Source organism: Halobacillus sp. GSS1 (assembly GCF_017307035.1).
GTDB classification, from domain to species: Bacteria; Bacillota; Bacilli; order Bacillales; family Halobacillaceae; genus Halobacillus; species Halobacillus litoralis.
Map to the genome: position 1 here is coordinate 24,269 of NZ_JAFLHE010000009.1, position 24,201 is coordinate 48,469.

19 protein-coding genes, 1 riboswitch and 1 other annotated feature are annotated in these 24,201 nt (G+C 46.7%); of the genes, 15 read left to right on the forward strand and 4 right to left on the reverse strand.

Annotated elements, in window-relative coordinates; all coding sequences use genetic code 11:
- Nucleotides 1–88: 88 nt before the first annotated feature.
- Nucleotides 89–3,178, reverse strand: coding sequence for an isoleucine--tRNA ligase (gene ileS / locus J0K78_RS14925; protein WP_206947757.1), 3,090 nt, complete (start codon nucleotides 3,176–3,178; stop codon nucleotides 89–91).
- Between the two features lie 99 nt (nucleotides 3,179–3,277).
- Nucleotides 3,278–3,505: a binding site (T-box leader), on the reverse strand.
- A 783-nt stretch (nucleotides 3,506–4,288) separates the two neighbouring features.
- Between ileS and J0K78_RS14930 the strand changes: the two genes are divergently transcribed.
- The 9 genes from J0K78_RS14930 to metC all read left to right on the forward strand — a co-directional run bounded on the left by J0K78_RS14930 (nucleotide 4,289) and on the right by metC (nucleotide 13,108).
- On the forward strand, nucleotides 4,289–5,065 hold the full coding sequence (locus tag J0K78_RS14930) for a class I SAM-dependent methyltransferase (RefSeq protein WP_206947758.1): 777 nt from the start codon (nucleotides 4,289–4,291) through the stop codon (nucleotides 5,063–5,065).
- 66 nt (nucleotides 5,066–5,131) lie between these two features.
- Nucleotides 5,132–6,463: a cytochrome ubiquinol oxidase subunit I gene (locus tag J0K78_RS14935; protein ID WP_206947759.1), complete on the forward strand. Its 1,332-nt coding sequence runs from the start codon at nucleotides 5,132–5,134 to the stop codon at nucleotides 6,461–6,463.
- 32 nt (nucleotides 6,464–6,495) lie between these two features.
- Nucleotides 6,496–7,521, forward strand: coding sequence for a cytochrome d ubiquinol oxidase subunit II (locus J0K78_RS14940; protein WP_206947760.1), 1,026 nt, complete (start codon nucleotides 6,496–6,498; stop codon nucleotides 7,519–7,521).
- Between the two features lie 120 nt (nucleotides 7,522–7,641).
- Nucleotides 7,642–8,610 (forward strand): glutaminase A, encoded by a 969-nt coding sequence (gene glsA, locus J0K78_RS14945; protein ID WP_206947761.1) that lies wholly within the window; start codon nucleotides 7,642–7,644, stop codon nucleotides 8,608–8,610.
- Nucleotides 8,600–9,046, forward strand: coding sequence for a DUF4385 domain-containing protein (locus J0K78_RS14950; RefSeq protein WP_206947762.1), 447 nt, complete (start codon nucleotides 8,600–8,602; stop codon nucleotides 9,044–9,046). The genes glsA and J0K78_RS14950 overlap by 11 nt, the downstream gene beginning before the upstream one ends.
- Nucleotides 9,047–9,131: 85 nt before the next feature.
- Entirely contained in the window at nucleotides 9,132–9,464 is a 333-nt protein-coding gene (locus J0K78_RS14955; protein WP_206947763.1) for a hypothetical protein, read from the forward strand.
- Nucleotides 9,465–9,518: 54 nt separating this feature from the next.
- On the forward strand, nucleotides 9,519–9,908 hold the full coding sequence (locus tag J0K78_RS14960) for a flavoprotein (protein ID WP_206947764.1): 390 nt from the start codon (nucleotides 9,519–9,521) through the stop codon (nucleotides 9,906–9,908).
- Nucleotides 9,909–10,037: 129 nt separating this feature from the next.
- A riboswitch (SAM riboswitch) is annotated at nucleotides 10,038–10,148 on the forward strand.
- Between the two features lie 666 nt (nucleotides 10,149–10,814).
- Nucleotides 10,815–11,933, forward strand: coding sequence for a methionine biosynthesis PLP-dependent protein (locus J0K78_RS14965; RefSeq protein ID WP_206947765.1), 1,119 nt, complete (start codon nucleotides 10,815–10,817; stop codon nucleotides 11,931–11,933).
- Nucleotides 11,930–13,108, forward strand: coding sequence for a cystathionine beta-lyase (gene metC, locus J0K78_RS14970; RefSeq protein WP_206947766.1), 1,179 nt, complete (start codon nucleotides 11,930–11,932; stop codon nucleotides 13,106–13,108). The genes J0K78_RS14965 and metC overlap by 4 nt, the downstream gene beginning before the upstream one ends.
- Nucleotides 13,109–13,291: 183 nt before the next feature.
- Here metC and J0K78_RS14975 read toward each other — a convergent pair whose 3' ends face one another.
- From J0K78_RS14975 to J0K78_RS14985, 3 genes are read right to left on the reverse strand one after another with little or no spacing between them, the layout of a single operon-like run.
- Entirely contained in the window at nucleotides 13,292–14,269 is a 978-nt protein-coding gene (locus J0K78_RS14975) for an NAD(P)/FAD-dependent oxidoreductase (RefSeq protein ID WP_206947767.1), read from the reverse strand.
- A gap of 18 nt (nucleotides 14,270–14,287) precedes the next feature.
- The gene (locus J0K78_RS14980; protein WP_206947768.1) at nucleotides 14,288–15,292 is read right to left on the reverse strand and encodes a FecCD family ABC transporter permease; all 1,005 of its coding nucleotides are present in this window, start codon (nucleotides 15,290–15,292) and stop codon (nucleotides 14,288–14,290) included.
- Nucleotides 15,289–16,248, reverse strand: a complete 960-nt coding sequence (locus J0K78_RS14985) for a FecCD family ABC transporter permease (protein ID WP_206947829.1) — start codon at nucleotides 16,246–16,248, stop codon at nucleotides 15,289–15,291. The genes J0K78_RS14980 and J0K78_RS14985 overlap by 4 nt, the downstream gene beginning before the upstream one ends.
- 188 nt (nucleotides 16,249–16,436) lie before the next feature.
- On the opposite strand from J0K78_RS14985, the gene J0K78_RS14990 reads away from it, so the two are divergent.
- The 6 genes from J0K78_RS14990 (at nucleotide 16,437) to J0K78_RS15015 (ending at nucleotide 24,151) form a co-directional block, all read left to right on the forward strand.
- Nucleotides 16,437–17,417: an ABC transporter substrate-binding protein gene (locus J0K78_RS14990; protein ID WP_206947769.1), complete on the forward strand. Its 981-nt coding sequence runs from the start codon at nucleotides 16,437–16,439 to the stop codon at nucleotides 17,415–17,417.
- A gap of 106 nt (nucleotides 17,418–17,523) precedes the next feature.
- Nucleotides 17,524–17,847, forward strand: a complete 324-nt coding sequence (locus J0K78_RS14995; protein ID WP_242517904.1) for a PadR family transcriptional regulator — start codon at nucleotides 17,524–17,526, stop codon at nucleotides 17,845–17,847.
- Nucleotides 17,840–19,018, forward strand: coding sequence for a chromate efflux transporter (chrA, locus tag J0K78_RS15000; RefSeq protein WP_206947770.1), 1,179 nt, complete (start codon nucleotides 17,840–17,842; stop codon nucleotides 19,016–19,018). The genes J0K78_RS14995 and chrA overlap by 8 nt, the downstream gene beginning before the upstream one ends.
- Nucleotides 19,019–19,147: 129 nt before the next feature.
- Complete coding sequence (locus J0K78_RS15005) at nucleotides 19,148–21,943, forward strand: EAL domain-containing protein (protein WP_206947771.1); 2,796 nt, start codon at nucleotides 19,148–19,150, stop codon at nucleotides 21,941–21,943.
- Between the two features lie 4 nt (nucleotides 21,944–21,947).
- Nucleotides 21,948–23,582: a thiamine pyrophosphate-binding protein gene (locus J0K78_RS15010; protein WP_206947772.1), complete on the forward strand. Its 1,635-nt coding sequence runs from the start codon at nucleotides 21,948–21,950 to the stop codon at nucleotides 23,580–23,582.
- A 95-nt stretch (nucleotides 23,583–23,677) separates the two neighbouring features.
- Entirely contained in the window at nucleotides 23,678–24,151 is a 474-nt protein-coding gene (locus tag J0K78_RS15015; RefSeq protein ID WP_206947773.1) for a PCYCGC motif-containing (lipo)protein, read from the forward strand.
- Nucleotides 24,152–24,201 lie beyond the last annotated feature (50 nt).

The window sequence follows — 24,201 nt, forward strand, 5'->3', positions numbered from 1 at the left end:
TTCGTAGTTTACTTCGATACTATAGACCTAAATCCTCTTGTTGAAAATAAAAAAGCTGGAGCATCGTATGCTCCAGCTTTTACAACCATTACTTTTGAAGCGCCAGTTTCAGCTGGTGATCACCGACTGTATACTCTTTCATCGCTTCTTTTTCACCGACCGTCAAATCATTCACGAGAACATTTTCACGGATCAGCTGTTCGTTTTGCTGGATGGCTTCTTTCACGTCTGCATCTCCATCAAGGGCGATGTCGACACGAAGATCGATTGGAAGATCCTGCTGTTTACGCTCATCCTGGATGACACGGATCACTTCACGTGCGAGGCCTTCAAGACGAAGCTCTTCTGTGATGTTCGTATCGAGTACAACGTGGAAGTCCTGGTTGGATCCCATAGAAAGTCCAGCATCCGCGACGCGTTCTACGTTCAACAGATCCATCGTCACTTCGACTTCCCCATCTCCTGTCGGTACAACGACTTTCTCGTCCTGGACAATTTTCGCTGCTTCTTCGTCTGAAAGTTTTTCAAGGTATCCTTTCACGACACCAACGTTCTTGCCTAGAACCGGTCCTGCCGCACGGAAATTCAGCTTCACTTCATACCGGACAAGATCATCAGAAGACTGCTTCACAACCACTTCCTTCACATTGATCTCATCACGGATGATATTGCTGTATTCTTCGAGCGCTTTTCCTTGATCCTGGTTGACCGGAATGACGACAAGTTCAGATAGAGGCTGTTTTGTCTTGATGGACTCTGTATTACGGACTCCACGGGCAAGCTCAACCACTTGCAGGACAGCATCCATATCTTTTTCAAGCTGCGTGTTGACAACCGTATCGTCTACTTTCGGGAAGTACGCCAAGTGCACACTTTCACCCGTCAGGTTTTGATAGATGTCATCAGCAAGGAAGGGCGTGTAAGGAGCCATCAGCTGACTCAGTTGAGACAACACTTCGTGAAGCGTGTGGTAAGCCGCTTTCTTGGACTCTGTCATGCCTTCTTCCCAGAAACGGTCACGGGAACGACGAATGTACCAATTACTTACTTCATCGACATACTTTTCAAGTGCTTTCGCAGCCTTCGTGAAGTCGTAGTCGTTCAACGCTTCTTCTACAACACCTGTCACACTGTTCAGGCGGGAAAGAACCCAGCGGTCAAGCAGTGTCTTTTCGCCTTCTTCATTTTTATCGAACGTATATCCATCAATATTGGCATACAACGTGTAGAAACCGTGCGTGTTCACGAGTGTGTCGATGACTTTCGATTTCGCTTCGATCACGACACGTTCGGAGAATCGCTTGTTGTTCCATGGTGCACTGTCAGCAAGAAGTGCCCAACGGAACGCGTCAGCACCGAATTTCGTAACAAGATCTGTCGGGTTCAGAGCGTTTCCTTTACTCTTGGACATCTTGCGCCCTTCTTCATCAAGGATGTGACCTGTAGAAAGGACACGCTTGTATGGAGCTTTACCCGTAAACAATGTGGAAACAGCAAGCAGGCTGTAGAACCATCCACGTGTCTGGTCGATTCCTTCACAGATGACATCTGCAGGGAACTGCTTCTCGAACTGATCTTTGTTTTCAAACGGGTAGTGCTGCTGCGCAAATGGCATAGAACCAGAGTCGAACCATACGTCGATAACTTCTGGTACACGGTTCATTGTACCGTTACATTTTTCACACGTTACCTGGACGCGGTCGACATAAGGCTTGTGAAGCTCGACATCACCGATATCGCCAATCGCTTTTTCTTGTAGATCCGCTTTGCTGTGTGGTGCGTACTGATGGTCACAAGAATCACACATCCAGATTGGAAGCGGTGTTCCCCAGAAACGGTTACGACCGATGTTCCAGTCGACCATATTTTCAAGGAAATTACCGAAACGGCCATCTTTGATGTGGTTCGGGTGCCAAGTGACTTCCTGGTTGTTCTTGATGAACTGATCTTTCAGTTCTGTGGTCTTGATGAACCAGCTCTCGATTGCGTAATAAAGCAATGGAGAATCACAACGCCAGCAATGTGGGTAGCTGTGCTCGTATTTTTCTTTATGGAAAAGAAGTCCTTCATTTGCCAGGTATTTCACGATGTCGACGTCACAATCTTTGACGAATCGGCCTTCAAATGGAGGGATATCCTCTGTGTAACGACCTTGGCCATCAACGACATTGAAGAAGGACAAGTTGTTTTCCTTCACCAGGTTGTAGTCATCTTCACCATAAGCTGGTGCGATGTGTACGACACCTGTACCGCTTTCTGCGTTTACAAAGTCTGCTTCGACTACGAAGTGGCCACGTTCAGGCTTAACGAACGGGAATGGTGGTTGATATTCCACATCTTTGAATTCGCTCCCTTTATGCTTGGAAACGACTTCGTACTCTTCCCCGAGGTTCTTCTCAGCAAGAGCTTCCGCAACGATGTACACTTCTCCATCTTTTTTCGCCTTGATGTAGTCAAGGTCCGAGTGAACAGCAAGCGTTACGTTGGCTGGCAATGTCCATGGCGTTGTCGTCCATCCCAGGAAGAATTCATTTTCAGAACCCTTCACTTTGAACTTCGCGGTTGCGGATAGGTCTTTGACATCTTCATAGCCCTGTGCCACTTCGTGGGAGCTCAATGTCGTCTGACAGCTCGGGCAGTAAGGTGTAACACGGTGTCCTTTAGAAAGCAGGTTACGCTTATGAAGGTCACTCAGGATATACCAGACGCTTTCAATATAACGATCCTGTAGAGTGACATACGGATCATCCATATCGAGCCAGTAACCGATGGATTCCGTAAACTCACGCCACTCTTTTTCGTAGTTGAAGACACTTTCCTTACATTTCTCGATGAACTTCTCGACGCCGTACTCTTCGATCTGCTGTTTTCCGGAGATGCCAAGCTGTTTCTCAACTTCAAGCTCTACCGGCAAACCGTGGGTATCCCAGCCGCCCTTACGGAGTACTTGATAGCCCTGCATCGTTTTGTAACGTCCGACAAAGTCCTTGATGACGCGGCCAAGAACGTGACCGGCGTGAGGAAGGCCGTTGGCTGTCGGCGGTCCTTCATAAAAAACAAATGTTTCTGCACCTTCGCGCTCGTTCATGGAGCGACGGAAGACATTCTCTTGATTCCAGTAATCTTTGACACGATTTTCGCGGTCTAAAGCCGCTTCTTTCGTATTGACACTGCGCATTTCTTCCACCTCTTACCCTTTTATTTTTTGTATAGAAAAATGATTACGAACTTCCTAGTGACGTCAGGGACAAAATAAAAAATCCGCCCCTGCTGTAAAAACAGGGACGGATTTGATTCCGCGGTACCACCCATATTCCGTACACGGCGTGCACGGCTCTCGGTTCACAAAACGGATAACGGCCGCCCACCGGTTCCACTTACTCTGTATCATTTCAGCAGAACTTCTCAGAGATGATCTTCGGCTATTACCCGTCATCGCTTCACACCAACCAGCGACTCTCTTGAGACAGAGATAAAAGCCTACTCTTCCCGTCAACGAAACTATACGTATCTTCTCCATATCCTACAATGTAATCTTTTGTATGTCAAAGCTTTCTTATCCTCATCCTCGCCCATTTTTCAAAACCTTATACGTATTCACTTTATCTTATCGCTTTCTATAAAAATTCCATATTATCGCAAATCACCTGTTTTGCTTACAATAAAATTAAGCCCTGTTAAATATTGAAGATAAGCTCCCTATTCTTGAAGACTCAGTTTCGAGACTTTTGTTAGGTGGATGGGGGCTGCGGGGAATAGCTCGCTTTCCGCGGGAGCGCGGTGAGCCTCCTCGGACTGCGTCCTGTGGGGTCTCACCAAGCACTTTTTTCCCGCAGGAGTCTCGCCATTCCCCTCCGCCCTTTGCCATATAAGTATCTCGAAACCACTTCCAGGAAAGTGGAGCAACATGGATTCTCCTACAACATTTTGAATGATAAAGCCTGTTATAGAGCGCTTTATCACTATAGACTCAGGATCTGTGAAAGACACTCATACTGGGCAAAGGGGTTCGTTTCTCACTTTTATCGTATGGGGTGGCTGGGAAGCTCCGAGACTCCCGTGGGAGAAAGGAGATCGGCGAGATCCCGCAGGGCGTAGCCCGAGGAAGCTCGGCACTCCCCCACAGGAAAGCGAGTAGCTTCCCAGCCACCCCTGACTCCAAATATGGCAAACGAAGCCCCCAAACATCTCGAAACTGAGTCTTCCACAATCCTCCATATTCTTTAATAACTGCATACACAAACAACATTTAACCGGAAGCGGAATAATAGGAAAGAAGGGATTACTTATGTCAGATGAAGTAAAACGTCATGTTCAGGAAGTATTTTCGAAAAACAAGCAGGCGTACGTTGACAGTACGACCCATAAAAAACAATCGGATCTCGATGCCATCGTAGAGTGGCTGAAGCCCGACCCTTCCCATAAAGCACTGGATATCGCTACAGGAGGAGGGCATGTCGCGAAAGCCTTGAGCAGCCATTGCGGAACGGTTTTCGCCACAGACCTAACAAAAGACATGCTGCAAAACACCGCCCGGCACTTGAATTCTCAACAAAATATTGAATACGTAGTTGCTGATGCCGAGCAACTCCCTTTTCTTGACGACAGTTTTGATCTTGTCACTTGCCGTATCGCTCCTCATCACTTCCCTTTCCCCCACCGTTTCATTGAGGAGGTGGCCCGCGTTTTAAAAGACAACGGTAAATTTTTAATGATTGATAACGTGGCACCTGAAGATGATCAATTGGATGAGTTTTATAATCGATTCGAGAAAAAACGTGATTACAGCCACGTCCGCGCTCTTAAAATCAGTGAATGGGAGAAACTTTATCGCAAGAACCATTTGAACGTCAAGAAGCACCTGACACGTAAAAAGACCATGCCATTTCCAGACTGGGTACGACGTACATTAGACCACGAAGCAGATCAAAGAGCTGTGGAAGGACTTTTCAAACAAGCTCCTGCTGAAGCAAAGCGCCACTTTTCCATCACAGAGGAAAACGGTCATGTGACATCTTTCGCGATCGATGAGTATATGGTAGTCGTAGAAAAACATTCCTCCTGACGAATAATCCACCATCACATTGGAAAAATAAGCGAGGTATTGAATTTGTATGTGAGGTGGAGATCAATGGATATCGTCGTAATGGCCCGGGCATTGTTCGGAACGTCGCTCGGGTTTCATATTATTTATGCAACGATCGGTGTTGGACTTCCAGTCATGATCATCATCGCGGAAGTCCTGCACTTTATAAAAAAAGATCCGGATTATGCATTGATGGCGAAACGATGGACCAAAGGTTTCGCTATTTTATTGGCCGTTTCCATTGCTTCAGGAACCATTGTTGGAGTCATGATTTCACTATTATTCCCAGACTTCATGGAGATTGTCGGACAAGTCATCGCGCTCCCATTCCAAATGGAGATTTTCGCTTTTCTTATTGAAGCTGTGTTCATGTCGATCTATTTATATGCGGCCGACCGCCTGCCGCCGACATTGAGACTTGTCAGTATTATTTCTGTCGCACTTGGAGCGACCGCCTCGGCCATCTTAATCACCGATGTCCATGCGTGGATGAACACACCGGCAGGTTTTAACATCACCCCAGATGGTGAGGTCACAGATGTGAATACGTGGGCCGCCTTTTTCAATCCAAGTTTCGGAGTCACTGCCATCCACGTGACTTTGTCTGCTTATATGACCGTATCCTTTCTCGTTGCATCGATCGCCGCACTCCGTCTCATGAGGAGCAAAATCACGAAAGCTGAGCGTGCCTACCATAAAAAGGCTCTGACCATCGCTCTTTACTTTGGAGCGCTCATGTCCCTTGCAACTGCAGTTAACGGTCATGAAACCGCTCAGATGCTTCATGAATACAACCCACGAAAATTGGCAGCTGCGGAAGGACTTTTCGAAACCCAGCGCTACGCTCCGTTATCCGTGGGCGGTTATACTTCCCTTGAAGATCAGCGGGTGAAATATGCGGTTGAAATCCCCTATGGTCTTAGTTTTCTCGCTGGCGACCGATTGGATACAGAAGTGATGGGACTCAATGAATGGCCCGAAGAATTATGGCCGCCACTCTACGTCCACATCCTCTTTAATGTCATGGTCGGAATTGGTACGGTCCTCATTTTAATTGCGTTCCTTGCTTTGTTCTGGAAACACGTCCTGAAAAGAGAGTTTCCAAGCTGGCTCCTGGCTACACTTGTTGTCAGTGGACCGCTCGCGATGCTTGCCATTGAAGCCGGCTGGTGTTTCAGCTGTATTGGACGTCAGCCATGGACCATCAATGAAGTACTGCGTACAGATGAGGCGGCAACTAAATCCAACAGCGTCGGTTTCCTTTTCTACCTTTTCATGACCCTGTATATTACTTTGCTCTTTGTCACTGGATTCGTGATGCGCTATTACTTCAAGCGAAACCCGGTCCGTAAAGATTTGGATGCGCGAGAAGCGTAAGAAAAAATCATCCCAGAAAGGACGTACAACCTATGGAAGCATCAACATTAGCGATTACGATTTTGTGGAGCTTGCTTTTCGTCTATTCCATCCTCGGGTCTCTCGACTTCGGCGCCGGATTCTGGGGCATGATTTATGGGAAAAATGAAGAAAAAAGTGCATCCCAAATCGCGAACCGTTTTCTTTCTCCCACATGGGAAGTGACCAACGTCTTTCTCGTCATTTTCGTCGTATCTGTCGTCACTTTTTTCCCGTTCGCTACGACCTTGCTCAGCAATGTTTTGCTCGTCCCGGTCGGACTCGGGGTACTGCTCTTGACGATCCGCACGACGTTCATGGTTTTCCAGCATCACGCGGATCGGTACAAAGACTTGCTCCGGCTGACTTCCGGTTTTACCGGATTGATCATTCCGGCACTTCTCGTCAGTATACTTCCGATCACCTTAGGAGGATTCGTCAGTTTTGAAAGTGGCTATCCCCGCCTGGAGTACGGAGAATTACTTACCCATCCGACCTTGTATATGCATATCTTGTTCGGATTATCGACCGAGCTTTTCATCTCGGCCATTTTCCTGATGGATTATGCCAAAGAAGCGGAAGATTGGAACGCGTACGATACTTTCCGTAAGCATTCTCTTTGGCTTGGACCTGTCAGTATCGCCATTGCTATGCTGACCATCGGAACCTTCCCTGAAGAAGCTTCGTGGATCGTCGACAACATTCAGGAACACTGGGTCGCGTTCGGTTTGTCTCTGCTTTGTTTTATCATCGGGTACGTTTTTCTTTTCATCAAGAAAAAAGACGGACGCCGCGGTCTGGCAAGAGCTGCTGTCATTATGGTCGGACTCCAGTATGCCATTGCCATTTACGCTTATGGGGCCGCACACCTGCCTTACTTGATTTATCCGGATATTACCATCACAGACGGGTTCACAAACCCTGATACGTTCTATCAGATGCTGATTGTCTATGCCGTCGGATTCGGAATTCTCATCCCAGCCTTCTACCTTTTCTGGCGCCTCTTCCTCAAAGACCGCCGCTACTTGAAACAGGAATAACTCACAACGGCCCCCCACCTCGTGGGGGGCCGTTTTTTGTTTATCCGCTTTTTAAAAAAGGTACATAACTACCATATTCCATGGATCCCTTAGAACTTCTTATAGAAAAGGAGCAAAGATATGCAGGAACTGACGAAGGATTATCTCGAAGAAGCTATTCAAGACAGCCGCCCCTTCGCTTCATCCGGGAATGTCAACATGAGTCTCCCTCAATACGACGAAACCATCAAGGATTACCTTGGTGTGACCATCATCACAACAGACGGAGAGTGCTTTTCAGCCGGTAATAATGACAAATATATTCCGATGCAGAGCACTTCAAAAATTATCGGCCTTATGCTCGCTTTACAGGATTTCGGAAAAGAGCGTGTATTCCAAACAGTAGGCATGGAACCAATGGGTGATTTTTTCAATTCCATCAGCCAGCTTGAGTCTTATGATACAAGTAAACCTTTCAATCCAATGATCAACGCAGGAGCCATCGCTGTTGCTGCGTTGGTTAAAGGACAAACCGTTGATAAACGATTCAATCGCTATATGGATTTCCTGCGTCAGGTAACGAATAATGAGCAGCTAGAAATGAGCAAGGAAGTTTATGAGGCCGAAAAGGCGAACGGTGCACGGAACCGCTCCCTCGCTTACTTCATGGAGAGTACCGGTACGTTGGTTACGGATGTAGAAGAGGCGCTCGACCTTTATTTCCGAATGAATTCCGTCATGATGTGCTGCCACGATTTCGCCCGCGTGGGTCTGTTTTTAGCGAAAGGAGGACTGGACCTAGAAACAGGAGAAAAGCTGATCCCCTCCCACCACTTACGCACAGTGAAGGCAATCATGATGACATCAGGGATGTATAATTCATCCGGGCACTATGCAGTGGAAGCAGGTTTTCCTTGTAAAAGTGGGGTATCCGGGAGCATCATCGGTTCCTCCCCTGGACGCATGGGAATCGGAGTCGTAGGACCGGCCATTGATGAAAAAGGGAACAGTACAGCCGGAGGTGCATTGATTAAAAAGCTCTCACAGGACCTAGAACTCAATATGTTTGGCGTCGAGAACACAGAAAGGAAGTATGAAGATGGCGTTTGATTATGATCTTGATTTTGATAATATCGACTTCCGTAAAAACCCCGAGAAGTACCGGGTCGGACGTGGCGAACAAGGGGTATTGCTCGTAGAACCATACAAAAGTGAAATCCTGGCTCACTGGCGCTTCAAGACACCGGAAATCGCCCGGGAATCATCGGATAAAATCTATCAGATGTTCCTCGACTACAAAAAAGCGGATGACTTCGTCGGCATGGATATGGCGCGGAAGTTCCTGCAGATGGGCTACACCCGCTCGCGGAGATACGCGAATTATAAAGGAGGGAAAAAATATGACAAAAACGGAGAAGTGAATGATCGCGACATCGACGACGAGAAAGCAGAATCCGCAAAAATTTTCGAGGAAAAATGGGTACTGGCCCGTGAAGATAAGGATTATTTAAAGAAAAAGAAAGCCCACCAAAAGGAATACGGATAATATATTGACAATTCCGACTATTGAACGTAGGATAACATTAACCCGAGTAAACAAATCGGATTAATAAAAAACGAGGGGTGTACGCGTGAAAACATTCCCACTTCTGATTAACCTGCTGTTCATGATCGTCTCCTGGTCCATCGGGGTTTACTTCCTATCTGTCATTTACACTCCAACGATCATCATCCCCCTCTTCAATGACTTCATCTGGATTCGCGACTACAAAGGACTCCTCGGCTTGACGGCTATTTTTACCGTCCTGACTATTCCCTTGGTGGCCATCTTCTATAAAAAACGCGGACAAATGAAGAGAAAGACCACATGGTACGGGATGAATGCTATCACTCACCTGCTCTGGATCGGTACGCTTGCTCTCCAAGTCAAAACGGTTCTTTACAACTTAGGGATCTGTCATTAATTGAGAGGATTCCCATATCCTCTGTCGAACCATTGAGGTAGAGGAGGAATACATATGGATTTTCAAACCTTTTATGAAGAGTACAAACGAAGAGCAAGCCAACAAGATTTGGATTACTTAAAAAAAGTGACATCACAAGACCTCGTTGCAAGAGAAATCCGTCATGGGGAAAGGGTGGATTACTCGTATGAAGAGTCGATCGAAGGATGGCATCAAGCCTTTGAACATTTCAAAGACCAGGATATGGACTGGATTTACACCGACCATTCCGTGACCATGCTTAATGAAAACATCCAGCTTGCCGCCTTCTGGATTTCCATCCGGTTAAACGGAGAACTCCTGCCAACATCCAACCTCTTTTTTGATACATTCGAAAAACAGGAGGGCGAATGGCTGCTCGTCCGCAGCTATATCGAATCCGGCGTGCAAAACCCACCCATCTAATCCTGCTCATTAAAAGGAGGCTTTTTTCTCATCCCAAAAAAAGTTTTCAGAAAAATTATTGTCAGCATATTGTCAAAACTTTCTGAGTAGTGTAGAGTAATCAGCAATTAGAAAAAATTACAATTGAATCTCTTATCATGAGAGGCAGAGGGACTGGCCCGACGAAGCCTCAGCAACCCCTGGTTTTACCAGGAAGGTGCTAACTCCAGCAAGTTGTTTCATCAACTTGAAAGATAAGAAGAAGAACCGTACCCACAACAGTCTTCTTCTTCAAGAAGGCTTTTTTTATTTTTCTTTCAGATGTTGAGGATTCGTCATTAAAGAATATGGCAGGATTGTGGAAGACTCAGGAGATATTTCCGTGGTTCGTTACGTTGTTGGGCGGCTGGGAAGCTACTCGCTTTCCTGTGGGGGAGTGGCGAGCTTCCTCGGGCTACGCCCTGCGGGATCTCGCCGATCTCCTTTCTCCCACGGGAGTCTCGCAGCTTCCCAACCACCCCATTCGATAAAGGGGATAACGAACCCCTTTGTCAAGTTGGAAGGTCTTCATCTATCCAATTGTTAAAGTTATAAAACGCTCCGGATCAAGGTTTAACTTACTATGGAGGTTTTCTAATCATCCACTTCCCGTATCCATACGAGCTGACTTTTCAGGAGTAGTTTCGAGAATCTTCCATGGCAAAGGGGCGGAGGGAAACGGTGAGACTCCTATGGGACGTGTGGGACAGGTGAGACCCCGGAAGGCGTAGCCTGAGGAGGCTCACCGCCCGCCCCATGGAAAGCGAACCTTTTCCCGGAGCCCCTAGAATCACACAAACATCTCGAAACTGAGTCCTCAAGTATAGGGAGCTTTTGTTTAATAAGGCGCTTAATTTTGAACCATTAACTTATAAAGGATGTGTTGTTATGTGTCCGCATACGGATACGAAATTCGTTCAGACCGGGAACCAGCGGGATGAACCTACGGGGGCGATTAACCCTCCTGTATATTTTTCCACCCCCTTCCGCCACCCCGGTTTAGGAGAGTCGACAGGTTTTGATTACACGCGAACCGGAAATCCTACCCGCCAAACTCTGGAGTCTTCCATCACTGATATCGAAGGTGGGGATGCAGGATTTGCGTTCAGCTCCGGGATGGCTGCGATTCAAACCGCCCTCTCCCTTTTTAAAAAAGGTGATGAAATCATCGTTTCCGAAGATTTATATGGAGGGACATTCCGCTTATTTGAACACATGGAAGAGCGTTACGACCTTCGCTTTCATTATTGTGACAGCAACAACCTTGAACGCATCCATACCTACATCAATGAACGGACGAAAGCCATTTATGTGGAAACACCGACAAATCCGCTGATGCATACGGCTGACCTCAAACAGATTTCAACAGTCACGAAAGCCCACAATCTTCTCCTGCTTGTTGATAACACCCTTTATACACCGGTGTTACAGCAGCCGATTGCAGAAGGGGCCGATGTCGTCATCCATAGTGCTACGAAATATTTGGCGGGGCATAATGACGTACTGGCCGGAATCCTTGTAAGTAAAGGAAAAGCCGTAAGCGAGAAGCTCGCTTTTCATCAGAATACATCTGGAGCTGTCCTCTCTCCTTTCGATTCATGGCTTGTGATGCGCGGGATGAAGACGCTCCCCCTTCGGATGCGCCAGCATGAAGCAAATGCAAAATCCGTGCTTGCCTTCCTGGAGGACCACCCGAATGTGACAGATATCTTCTACCCTGGAAAAGGCGGGATGTTATCATTCAGACTTCAATCCGAAGAATGGATCGACCCCTTTCTAAGAAACTTAAACTTGATTAGTTTTGCCGAAAGTCTCGGTGGTGTAGAGAGCTTTATCACCTACCCTGCGACCCAGACCCACGCTGATATTCCAGAAGAAACCCGGATCAGTTACGGGGTTTGTAACCGCCTGCTCCGTTTCTCTGTCGGTGTCGAACATATCGATGACTTGATTCAAGATCTTGACTATTCCCTTGCCCAATTACCAAAGGAGGAACCGATCCGATGAATGATCATTCTTTGCAAACCCGATTGTTGCACAGCGATTATAAATTCGATCCGCACAACGGAGCGGTCAGTGTCCCGATTCAGCAGGCATCTACCTTCCATCAGCAGGATTTCGACAATCCCGGAATCTATGATTACAGCCGATCCGGCAATCCGACCCGCAAAGCACTGGAAGACACCATTGCGGGACTGGAGAGTGGAAGTCACGGCTTTGCTTTCGCCTCTGGAATGGCTGCGATTTCTACGGCCTTCATGCTTTTATCGAAAGGTGACCATGTCGTCATCACACAGGATGTGTATGGGGGAACTTTTCGTATGATCCGCGATGTTCTCGTCAGATTTGGAATCGATCATACATTTGTGGATATGACGGACCTCCATGAAGTAGCAACGGCCATTCAGTCAAACACCAAACTTTTGTATATAGAAACACCTTCCAATCCGACGCTTGAAATCACAGATATTCGTGCCGTCGCAAAATTAGCAAAAGCGAATGATTGTTGGACATTCGTCGATAACACGTTCATGACTCCCGCTCTGCAGCGCCCACTTGAACTTGGTGCAGATCTTGTCCTGCATAGTGCAACGAAGTTCATCGCTGGTCACAGCGATGTGGTGGCAGGCCTTGCCGCTACCCACGATGAAGACATCGCAAAGCAGCTCGGTTTTTTGCAAAATTCATTCGGCTCCATTCTCGGCGCACACGATTGTTGGCTCGTGCTTCGCGGCTTGAAAACCTTACATTGCCGAATGACGCAATCTTCAGCATCTGCTGTAAAGATCGCAGAGAAATTAAGCGTTCACCCACTCGTAGAACACGTCTACTACCCCGGATTCCGTTTCCATCCGGGAAGCTCGACTCAAACGTACCAGGCACAAGGGTCTGGAGCAGTATTGTCCTTCAGGCTGCGTGATGAAGAAGCAGTAAGACAGTTCACAAAACATGTGGAACTCCCGGTTTATGCGGTTAGCCTCGGGGCAGTCGAATCAATTTTATCCTATCCCGCACGGATGTCTCACGCCTCCATGCCAAAAGAAGAGCGTGAAAAGCGTGGCATAACTGATGGTCTGCTTCGTTTATCCGTGGGGCTTGAGAACCCGGAAGATCTACTCAACGATTTCCATCAAGCTTTAGAAAAACTCGAACCCCAGGCATTTCTACAAACAGGAGGTTGAGCGATGGATGGAAGCGGAGCATAACGCCCTGCTCGAATGTTCTCAAGTTTAAGCAGCGGCAGGGTGTTTTATCTGTATTCTCTTAGGAAACTTATTAGCGAATGTATAGCTTTTATTAGCATCTGTCCCTTCTTCCTCCACAAAAAACGCCGAACAACAGCATATGCTGCGTTCGGCGTTTTCTTATTTATGCTTATAAATCACTGTACTATACACTTGCGACTTCGCATTTGGATCCAAATGCTTGGCGGCACTGTTCACCGCTGCCATCGCTTCATTGAAACCAGAGGCGATGAGCATCGTTTTCGCAGGATATACGGCCGCATCGCCAGCGACAAAAACTCCTTCCATGCTCGCACACATGTCTGTCGAAACGGGGATTCTTCCTTTATCCGCTTCCAATCCCCACTCGTCATATAAACTCTTATCGATTTGCAAGCCTTCATAGACGAGGATATGATCGACCTCAAGCACGGAACCTTCTTGAAGGATCGCTTCTTTGAGAGCTTCATCTCCTCGCAGCTCTTCAATCATCTTATTTTTATGGATGTGAACAGAGGAAGCTTCTACCTTCTCAACATCCTGTTCATAGACCGCTTTAAATTCATCCCCGCGATTCAATAGATGAACTTCTTCTGCCACCCCTTCAAGAGCGAGTGACCAGTCAATGCCGACACGGTTTTGCGAGACGACCGCAACTTTCTGCCCTCGATACTGTTCCAAGTTTTGAATGGTGTAGTGAATCTGCTTTCCATCATAGAGCTCGCTGCCTTTCACTTCAAGCGGTTGCATTTCAAACGTGCCCAGACCGGAAGCGACAATCACAGTTTTTGTATAATGCGTTTGGCCGTCATCTGTCTCCAGGCGGAGATTTCCATCTTCTTTCTTATCCATAGATGTCACTTTCACCCCTGTCACAAAGGCAGGTTCAATCATTTCCGCCTGTTCCTTGACATTTGTGACGAGATCTTCCCCTGTAATACCCGGGAACCCGCCGACGTCATAGATTTTCTTCTCCGGATAGAAAAAGGAAACCTTGCCTCCGACTTGAGGCTGGTACTCGATGACTTTTGTCTTCAAATCTCTCATTCCACTATAAAAAGCAGCATATAAACCTGTGGTTCCTCCACCAATTACTGTTACATCGTACATCTCTTCCATGGACGTGAACTCCTTTTTCTATTGGGTTTTCATAAGCAAATAGACAAAATAAGGCGTACTGACAATCGACACGACAATCCCTACAGGAATCTCTGCCGGGGCGATGATATTTTTTCCAATCGTATCAGCCACGACTAAAAATATCGCTCCGATCAATGCAGCAGCAGGAATCATCCGTTGATGGCCGGGGCCGACGATTCGGCGGGCGATATGCGGGGCCACAAGCCCAAGGAAGGCGATTCCTCCTCCTGCAGCCACTGAAAAACCGGCCAGACCGACAGCAAGAAGTAAAAACGTCCGCCGCGCTTTTTCCACTGGAATACCGAGTCCCATCGACATCGAATCTCCTAAATTCATAACGTTCAACGTTCGAGATCTATAGATGGTCCAGGCAATCATCAATAGGATGGGCGGTACAATGACAAACACGAGATTCCAATTGCCCATCCACAAATCCCCTGCTAACCAGACGAGCGCCTGATTAAAATCCTGGGGGTTCATTTTCACTTGAAAAATGATGAGTACTGCGCTGAAACCTGCATTCACACCGATTCCGACGAGAATGAGGCGTATAGGGTTAACTCCTTTTTTCCAAGCGAGCGCATACACGAGGAAAGCTGCCAGGAACGCACCAATGAGGGCAAACAATGGCAAAATGTAAATACCGAAACCGGTAACCATCGCCATCGACGTTTGGAAAAAGAAAATATATAAAATGACAGCAAATCCTGCGCCTGTATTAATTCCAAGAATACCCGGGTCGGCAAGGTCGTTCTGCGTGACTCCCTGCAGGATCGCCCCGGAAACGGCCAGTCCTGCGCCCACGAATAAAGCGAGGACCATGGATGGAAGTCTGAAATTAAAGAGCACCAGCTCCTGGCGATCGGTCCCCTGCCCGATGAATGTTTTCAGAACGTCCAGAGGAGCAATTTTAACAACGCCCATGTTCAAACTGATGAGAACCATCAAGCCTAGGAAAAGAAACAGCACGGCCATCACAAAAGAAAAACGTGTCTTCCTCATAAACTCCCCCTCCCTTCACCACGAGCAAGGTAAAGGAAAAATGGGACACCAATGCATGCTGTAATTGCTCCAACCGGTGTTTCGTAAGGGGCATTGACAAGCCTCGCTCCGATATCTGACAGAACAAGCAGCAAGCTTCCGAGTACCGCAGATACGGGGATGATCAGCCGATAATCGGAACCCACAAAAAAACGCGCCACGTGAGGGATAACCAACCCGATAAACCCGACCGTTCCGGCAACAGAAACAGCTGCTCCCGTTAATAGGAAAACGACGATGACGCCGAGAGCTTTGACAAAGAATGTATTTTGACCAAGACCTTTGGAAACCTCATCCCCGAGACTCAAAATCGTCACGGATTTCGAGATCAAAGCAGCCAGGCTCAATCCTACCGCCCCTGCAACCAAGAGGATTTGGACAGAAACCCAATCCGTTGCGGCTAATCCACCGGCATACCAGAAGCTCATTTGTTTGGCTACTTGAAAGTGTAAAGAAATGGCCGATGAAAGTGAACTCAGCATCCCGCCAATGGCGACACCAGCAAGGGCTAACTTTGCCGGTGTCAGACCTCCTCTGGAAAAGGACCCTACCGCAAATACAAGAATCACTCCGAGTCCTGCTCCAATAAAAGCAGCAGTGGTCATTCCGATATTACTGACGGCAGGAAAAAAGACAATCGTCAATATTAAGGCAAACGCAGCTCCATGGGTGACCCCCATAATAGACGGCGAAGCGAGCGGATTTCTCGTCAGTCCCTGCATGACGGCACCTGACACCGCTAAAAATGCTCCGACAAGGGCACCAGCAAAAGCCCGAGGCATGCGCAACTCTCGTATGACGGCATGGTTCGTAGACTCAGGGGCAAAAGAGAAAAGCGAATCCCAAACCGTACGCAGGGATATGTCCGTCACTCCGACAGAAATTGATAAAGCCATCACTACAGCTAATAGAATCATGCCACCTGTAAATATAAAGGCCGCACGCCATACTTTTCTCGTTCTTTCATTCCACTCTTTGTTCGCTTCTCTTGTTCGTTCTTCCACTGCCAGCGACCCTCTCTACCTATGTATCTATCTTTGTTTGACACATCCGTTGATAATGATTATCATTATCTTATCATAAACTTCCGAGGAGGAACAAACAAATGTCGAAAAAAGTAACCCTTTACATAACCGGTTTACTGCTTCTCGTTTTGTTAGCAACAGGATGCAGCAGTGAAAATGAGGATTCATCCTCTACAGAAGGTGAGTCTGAAGATACAGCAGCCAGCGAAGAAAACAGCGAGGAAACAAGCGAACGTACGCTTAAACATGCGATGGGCGAGATTACACTAAAAGAAAAGCCCGAGCGCATTCTTGCTCCTTATCTAGAAGATTCACTCGTAGCACTAGGCGAAAAGCCTGTCGCCCAGTGGTCCATCGGTGAAACCGTCCTGGATTACCTGCAGCCACAACTTGAAGGCGTACCGAAAGTCGGCTGGGATTTACCCGTTGAACAAACCATTGAGCAAAACCCTGATCTCATTATCTTCAGTGCCCCTTCTGCATTGCAGAATGGAAGCTATGAAGACTATGCCAGCATTGCCCAAACGTATGTCTTTGATGAAGAGACGGGAGCTGATTGGAGACAACAGCTGACAACGATGGGAGAAATTTTGAACAAACAAGACGAAGCGGAACAAGTGCTGTCTGATTTTGACCAAAAAGCAGAAGAAGCCTCGGCGACGATCAAAGAAAACATCGGCGATGAATCCGTCGCATTCGTCTGGACGATGGGCGAGCAGTTCTATGTTTTTGATAAAAACCGTTACGGCGCCGAAATTTTCTACAATGAAATGGGCATCGCTAAACCTGATTTCCTCCAAAGTCTTCCTGAAGAAGGCGAACAATGGAACCCTGTAGCTCTTGAAAAACTGGGCGAGTTGGATGCTGAACACGTATTCCTCATCGGAAACGAAGGCGAGCCTGGATTTGAAATTCTCGAAAACAGCTCCGTATGGCAGAACACCCCTGCTGCAAAGAATGGCCAGGTGTACGAAATGAACGACCCGAGTCACTGGACCATTGACGGTGTCATCGCTCATGAAATGAGCATTGATCAAATGGTAGACACATTAAGTAAATAGAATGTAAAGATTCGCGCAAACTTTATGAAGTTTGCGCGTTTTTTATTGCATAATTCTCCGTGGTATCGTACATTGATATCGGATTTCGATAGAGGAGGTATTCAACATGCTCAGGGACTTTTTCTTAGGATCCATCAAGATCCATATTCTCTATCACGCAAGCATTGAACCCATCTATGGAGCGTTTCTTATGGAAGAGCTTGCTTCCCACGGCTATGAGATCAGCCCAGGAACCCTCTACCCTACTCTGAAGCAGCTCCACAAAGACGATTTGCTTGAGAAATACGAAGAAAAAGTGGAAGGAAAGATTAGAAAATATTACGTCATTACGGATAAAGGCAGGCAAGTGCTTGCTGAAGGAAGAGAACAAGTCCGTGAACTGGCAGAAGAAATTTTAGGAAAAGATTGGAGGAATCTTGACCATGAGTAAACCAAAAGGTTCTCTTTTGGAAATTTTCAAAGCTTCAACCAAGCTGGGATTTACATCTTTTGGGGGGCCTGTTGCCCACCTGGCTTACTTCAAAGATGAGTACATCGACAGAAGAAAATGGCTCGATGACAAAACGTATGCGGACATCATCGCTCTATGTCAATTTCTTCCCGGACCCGCGAGCAGTCAGGTTGGTATTGCCATTGGTATGCTCCGTGGCGGATTGCTCGGGGGGATCATCTCATGGATCGGTTTTACGGTACCATCGATTCTCGTTCTCGTTCTTTTTGCACTGTTATATCAATCGTTCGACCTCGCTGATGCGAATTTCATACACAGCTTGAAGGTTGTAGCTGCAGCTGTCGTCCTGCACGCCTTAATTGGTCTTGGGAAAAAACTGACGCCCGACCGCCCTCGGATAGCCATCGCGTTGGTGTCCGCACTCATCTTACTTCTTTATCCATCTGCCTGGATGCAGTTATTGATCATTCTCGCTGCTGGATTGTTCGGATGGAAAATGTTTTCGAGTATGGTGGAATCTAAGATCCAACCATTCCCTGTTACATTTTCGAAAAAGGTCGGTGTCGCCTCTCTAGGCGTTCTGGTGGCTCTTCTTGCCTTTTTACCGGTTCTTGCAAGAAACACGGAAAGCATGCTCATTCAATTATTCGATACATTCTTCCGTGTCGGCTCTCTCGTTTTTGGCGGTGGTCATGTTGTCCTACCGATGCTTGAACGTGAAGTCGTACCAACCGGATGGCTGACGGCGAATGAATTCCTTGCTGGTTATGGAATGGCACAGGCAGTTCCTGGACCATTGTTCACATTCTCAAGTTACCTCGGAACAATGATTGAAGGTATTCCAGGAGCCCTCGTGGCAACTGCAGGTATTTTCCTGCCCTCCTTCCTGTTTTTAATGGCGGCTCTGCCATTTTTGAACGAACTCAGAAAGCGTCCGGCCTTCCAGGGTGTTCTTACAGGAGTAAACGCAAGTGTTGTCGGCATTCTTCTTGCTGCTTTTTATGATCCAGTATTGAAAAGTTCCATTATAGAAGGAGCAGACTTCGCTCTCGCTGCCATCCTTTTCGCTCTTTTACACTTCTTCAAAGTTCCTGCGTGGGCCATCGTTTTGATCGGTGTCGGCGCCGGTGCTGTTTTGAATTTATTGTAAGAAATAAGGCACGAAAGTCCTCTTTTGTGTCTTTTTCTTTGTTTTTTTATAAAAGTTACTCTACTGATGCAGGAAGTTCACTATAATAGTCGAACTTTATCAAAATATGACAACTATGGAGGTTTTTCAATGGCTGAAGAACAAACTAGATATTCTCGTCTCGCTGAAATCACCCAGCTCATCAACACCGAGCATGATTTACGCGATGTATTAGAACACGTGGTCACAGCCATATCTGAAGAAATCATGCGGTGCGATTCTGTCGGCATTTATCTCCCCCGGGAGGATGGTACCTATCAAGGCTATGTCGGAAAACCGGCCTTGATCAATGGAATGACCCTTGATATGCACATCGTGGATCCGGAGTATGATCTCCTCGCTAAAGAGGTCATCGAAACAAGAAAAACCATTTACATACCGGATACATCGAAGGATGATCGTCCCGATCAACGGGCTATACAAGCGTTTAAAATCAATTCCCTGCTCGTCGCCCCGATTTCTTATGAAAAGGAACTCTACGGCCTGGTATTTTTGTTTGATTACGGGACACCGATGAATTTGACAGAATCGGAAATCGAATCCGTAAAGGCCTACGTCAATATGGCCGCTGTGGCTATTAGAAATGCAAACAACCTCACTCGTAAAGAGAAATTGATCAGCGAAAAACAACTGCTGCTCAATGTCACCCGTGACCTTTCCTTATGTTCATCTTTACAAGAAGCCCTGGACAAATGCTTCTATTATTTAGGAGAAGTTCTGGATAATCCAAATATCGGTGCCCACTTCATTGACCCTGTCGCAGAGCACAAGCTGAAGCCTGCGAGTCTCAGTAAAGAGAGCGAGTGGACAGAAGAAGACTGGAAAGAAACCCATCAGAGTGTTCAATTCAATCATAGAGAAGATCCTGTTTTTCAGGAGGTGATTGCTAAAAAGACATCCATTCATGTTCCTGATGTTTTTCATGATAACCGGACGAACAAGGAAATCTGTGAAAAATTTGGAATCAAAGGCTTGTATATGATCCCTCTCGTTTCGCTCGGGGAAGTGCTTGGTGCGATTGCCATTGTAAACCTGAAAGAATCCGGCCAAGTCTATTCTGACTCTGCCTGCCAATTGGCTGAATCCATCGTGGATACTACCGCTCCTGTTCTTTTCAACCTGCTCTATATGGAGAAGCAGGAAATGATTATACAGGACCGCACATCTGAACTGATCCAAAAGAATGATGAGCTGGAAGAAGCCATATCGGAACTTACGCAGATGAGTCGAGAGAAAGATTTGATCCTTAATTCTGCGGGGGAAGGAATCTTTGGGATCGACCTGGATGGGCAGATTACCTTCGCCAATCCTTCTGCAACCGAATTGTTAGGTTATGATGATGAGAAAGAAATCATAGGTGCTCCTTATTCCTATATCTTCGATGGTCAAAAGACATTCCTGGAGCATTATGAACAAAAAACCGGACATACAGACAAAGATCATTTTTTCTTTAAAAAGTCCGGGGATACTTTTCCCGTGGAATATGTCATCACCCCCAAGCTTGAGAACGATCGCACCACCGGTTATGTAGTCACTTTCAAAGACGTAACTTCAAGAAAACAAATGGAAGAAAAAATAAAATACCACGCCTATTATGACAGCGTAACCAATGTACCAAACCGTGTGTTGTTCCAGGACCGACTCAACCAGGCGCTTCAATATGCGGAACTGACAGACAAACCGATCGCCATTCTCTTCCTCGACTTGGATCGCTTTAAGAAAATCAATGATACTTTCGGCCATAGTTTTGGAGACAAGGTTCTTTTGAATGTGGCAGAACGCCTCCAAAAAGCCGTGCCAAACGGAGCCACTGTCTCAAGACAAGGCGGGGATGAGTTCATTATTCTCCTGCCGACGATTGAACGGGAAGAAGGAGCCGTCAAATGCGCGAAAAAAATCCTCGAAGCCTTTAATGATTCTTTTATAATCGGGGAGCATGAGATTTCCATCAAAACCAGTATCGGCATCAGTCTTTACCCAGAAAACGGGGATACAGCAGAGACGCTGATTAAACATGCGGATGTCGCGATGTACAAAGCGAAAGACCTTGCTGGTAATCAATATCAGCTGTTCTCACCAGAAATAGAAAGCCGGACGCTTGAACAGATCCAGCTTGAGAATGACCTGTTCAAGGCATTGCAGAAAAACGATGAATTTGAGCTGTATTACCAGCCAAAATTCGATGTACGTACAGAAAAGCTCATTGGTATGGAATCTCTGATCCGGTGGAATCATCCACAACGTGGCACCCTCCCTCCAGGCCATTTCATTCCTCTCGCAGAGGAAACAGGCCTCATTACAAACCTTGGAGAATGGGTCATCCGAGAAGCGTGCCGGCAAATGAAAAAATGGGTGTCTTATGGATATTCAGAATTGATCGTATCCGCTAATTTATCTCCTCAACAATTCAATCAACAGAACCTTGTGCTTACGGTGGCTGGGATATTAGAAGAAACCGGTCTCCCAGCTAAACACCTTGAACTTGAACTAACGGAGAATTTAATTATCCATAATACGGAGCACACATTAAGAACAATCAGCCAGTTGAAAGAACTCGGTGTCCAGATTTCCATTGACGACTTTGGTACCGGCTATTCTTCTCTTGGCTATTTGAAGGATTTCCCTGTCGATACTTTGAAAATCGACAAATCCTTTATTAACGACGTCACTACAAACCAGAACAATGCGGCGATTACCAAAACCATCATCACCCTTGCTGACAGCCTGCAGCTTAACGTGATCGCAGAAGGAGTTGAAAAAGCAGACCAGGCTGCTTTCCTCGCTGAGCACGGTTGTCATTGGATTCAGGGGTTTTATTACAGTCATCCGCTGCAAGCGGAAACATTTGAAGATCATTTTTTGAAATCATTCATAAAAAGGGGATAAAGCTATGAAATCTGTTCGTGCTGTGTTGGATTACTTGGTTGCTGGAGAGGTATCTTATATTTTCGGAATACCAGCAGGATCTGTGAATGCTTTTTTTGATGAACTTTATGATACTCCCTCCATCACACCGATCGTGACCAAACATGAAGGAGCCGCGTCTTATATGGCAGCTGCTTATGCAAAGTATTCAAACTCCCTCGGTGTTTGTATTGGAAGCAGCGGCCCGGGAGGAACAAACCTTGTGACAGGGGCAGCGAATGCCATGCGTGAACATCTTCCTGTGCTATTTTTGACAGGAGCCGTTCCTGTAGACACGGTCGGTCTGAACGCTTCTCAAGAATTACATGCCGATCCGCTCTACCATTCTGTTACGAAATACAGCCAGAGAGTCGACCGTGCAGAAGACCTGCTTCCCGAGATTCACAAAGCCGTGGAGATCGCTATGACAGGTGTCCCCGGCCCGGTCCACATCGCCATGCCGATTGATGTTCAATTGACAGATATTCTGGAACCAGCCATCCCGACGTTCCCTCAACGAACGCCATTGCTTCCGACAGATGAGATTGTCTTGGAAACAGCCAAAACGCTTGCATCAAGTGAAAGTGGCTTCTTATTTGTAGGGCAAGGGATTCGCGGGGCTGTGGATGATGTAATTGAGCTGGCAGAGACCTTAAATTGGCCGATTGTCACCAGCCCTCAAGCCAAAGGATTCATTCCCGATCATCACCCTTTGAAGCGAGGAATCTTCGGTTTTGCCGGACATGAAGAGGCTTCCGACCTGATCAATCATGGAAAAGAAGAAACCGTGCTTGTGCTTGGATCAAGTCTTGGGGAAACAGCCACGAACAATTGGAACCCGAATATTACAAAGAACCGGACACTCATTCAAGTGGATTATGATGCGACCGTTTTTAATAGAAAATACCCTGTCGACCAGCCGCTTCACGGAGACATTGATGTAACAGTTTCTTCTTTGATCACAGCTTTGAACGGGTTAGGTGTTAAACGGGCCCCCCTTCCTGCTATCGACCCAGCAGTTCCAGGTATAACCGAAGAGTACAACTCCCAAAACGTGTTATGGTCCTTGCAGGAGAAGCTTCCCGCCGATACTCGTTATACCATCGACATCGGTGAATTCATGGCTTACGTCGTCCACTACATGGGTGTGAAAAGTGAAGATTCCTTCGATATTAACGTTCACTTTGGAGCGATGGGAAGTGGAATCGGAAGTGCCATAGGAGCGAAATTGGCAGACCCGGAACGTCCAACCGTAAGCATTACAGGGGATGGGTGTTTCTTCATGCACGGTATGGAACTTCTGACAGCGAAAGAATACGACATCCCTGTTTTATTTATTGTTATGAACAACTCTAGACTCGGTATGGTCCATCACGGACATACACTTCAATACAAACGCGCCCATGAGCGCTTTGGACAGCAAGAAGTCAACATCTCCCAGATGGCCGCTTCCCTCGGTGTGCCGAATGCACGCATTGAATCAATGGAAGACCTCAATGACGAAAATCTATCAGCGATTCTAAACGCTGATGGCCCTGCCGTCTTAGAGGTGGCTCTTGTCGATGATAACGTCCCTCCAATGGGGGACCGCGTGAAATTCCTATCTTCTTTCGGAAAATAAATGTGACTGATGAACGAACTTTATAGAAAAGCATTGAAACTTCATGCCACCCTCTTTATGATGAAACTATCAAAACGAAGAGGGTGCTTTTTTTTATGAAAAAACCACTATTCCTTATCCTTATACTTGTGATCGGTGCCGCCCTATCCGGGTGCTCCTCTGAGTCCGAAGAGGAAGCCCATATTGAACATGTCAACGGTGACATCAGAGAAGAGACCGCCTCCGTGACGACACTTCCATCATTCATGGATGAAAAACCACAGGAAATGCACGACATCTATATGGCTGCTGCTCAAAGCAAAGAATTGCTTGAGAACATCCCCTGCTACTGTGGATGCGGGGAGAGTGTAGGACATCGGGACAACTATGACTGCTTTGTCAACAAAACCAATGAAGATGGCAGTATCATCTGGGATGATCACGGCACAAAATGCGGGGTTTGTATGGAGATTGCTGCACAATCCATCATTGATTATCAGGATGGTAAATCAATAAAAGAGATTCGCGAAAAGATCGACTCTACCTACGAAAATGGCTATGCAGAACCAACACCAACGCCAGCTCTATAATCAAAAAAGACCAGAGAGAGCTCTCTGGTCTTTTTTGATTCCTTTATGAT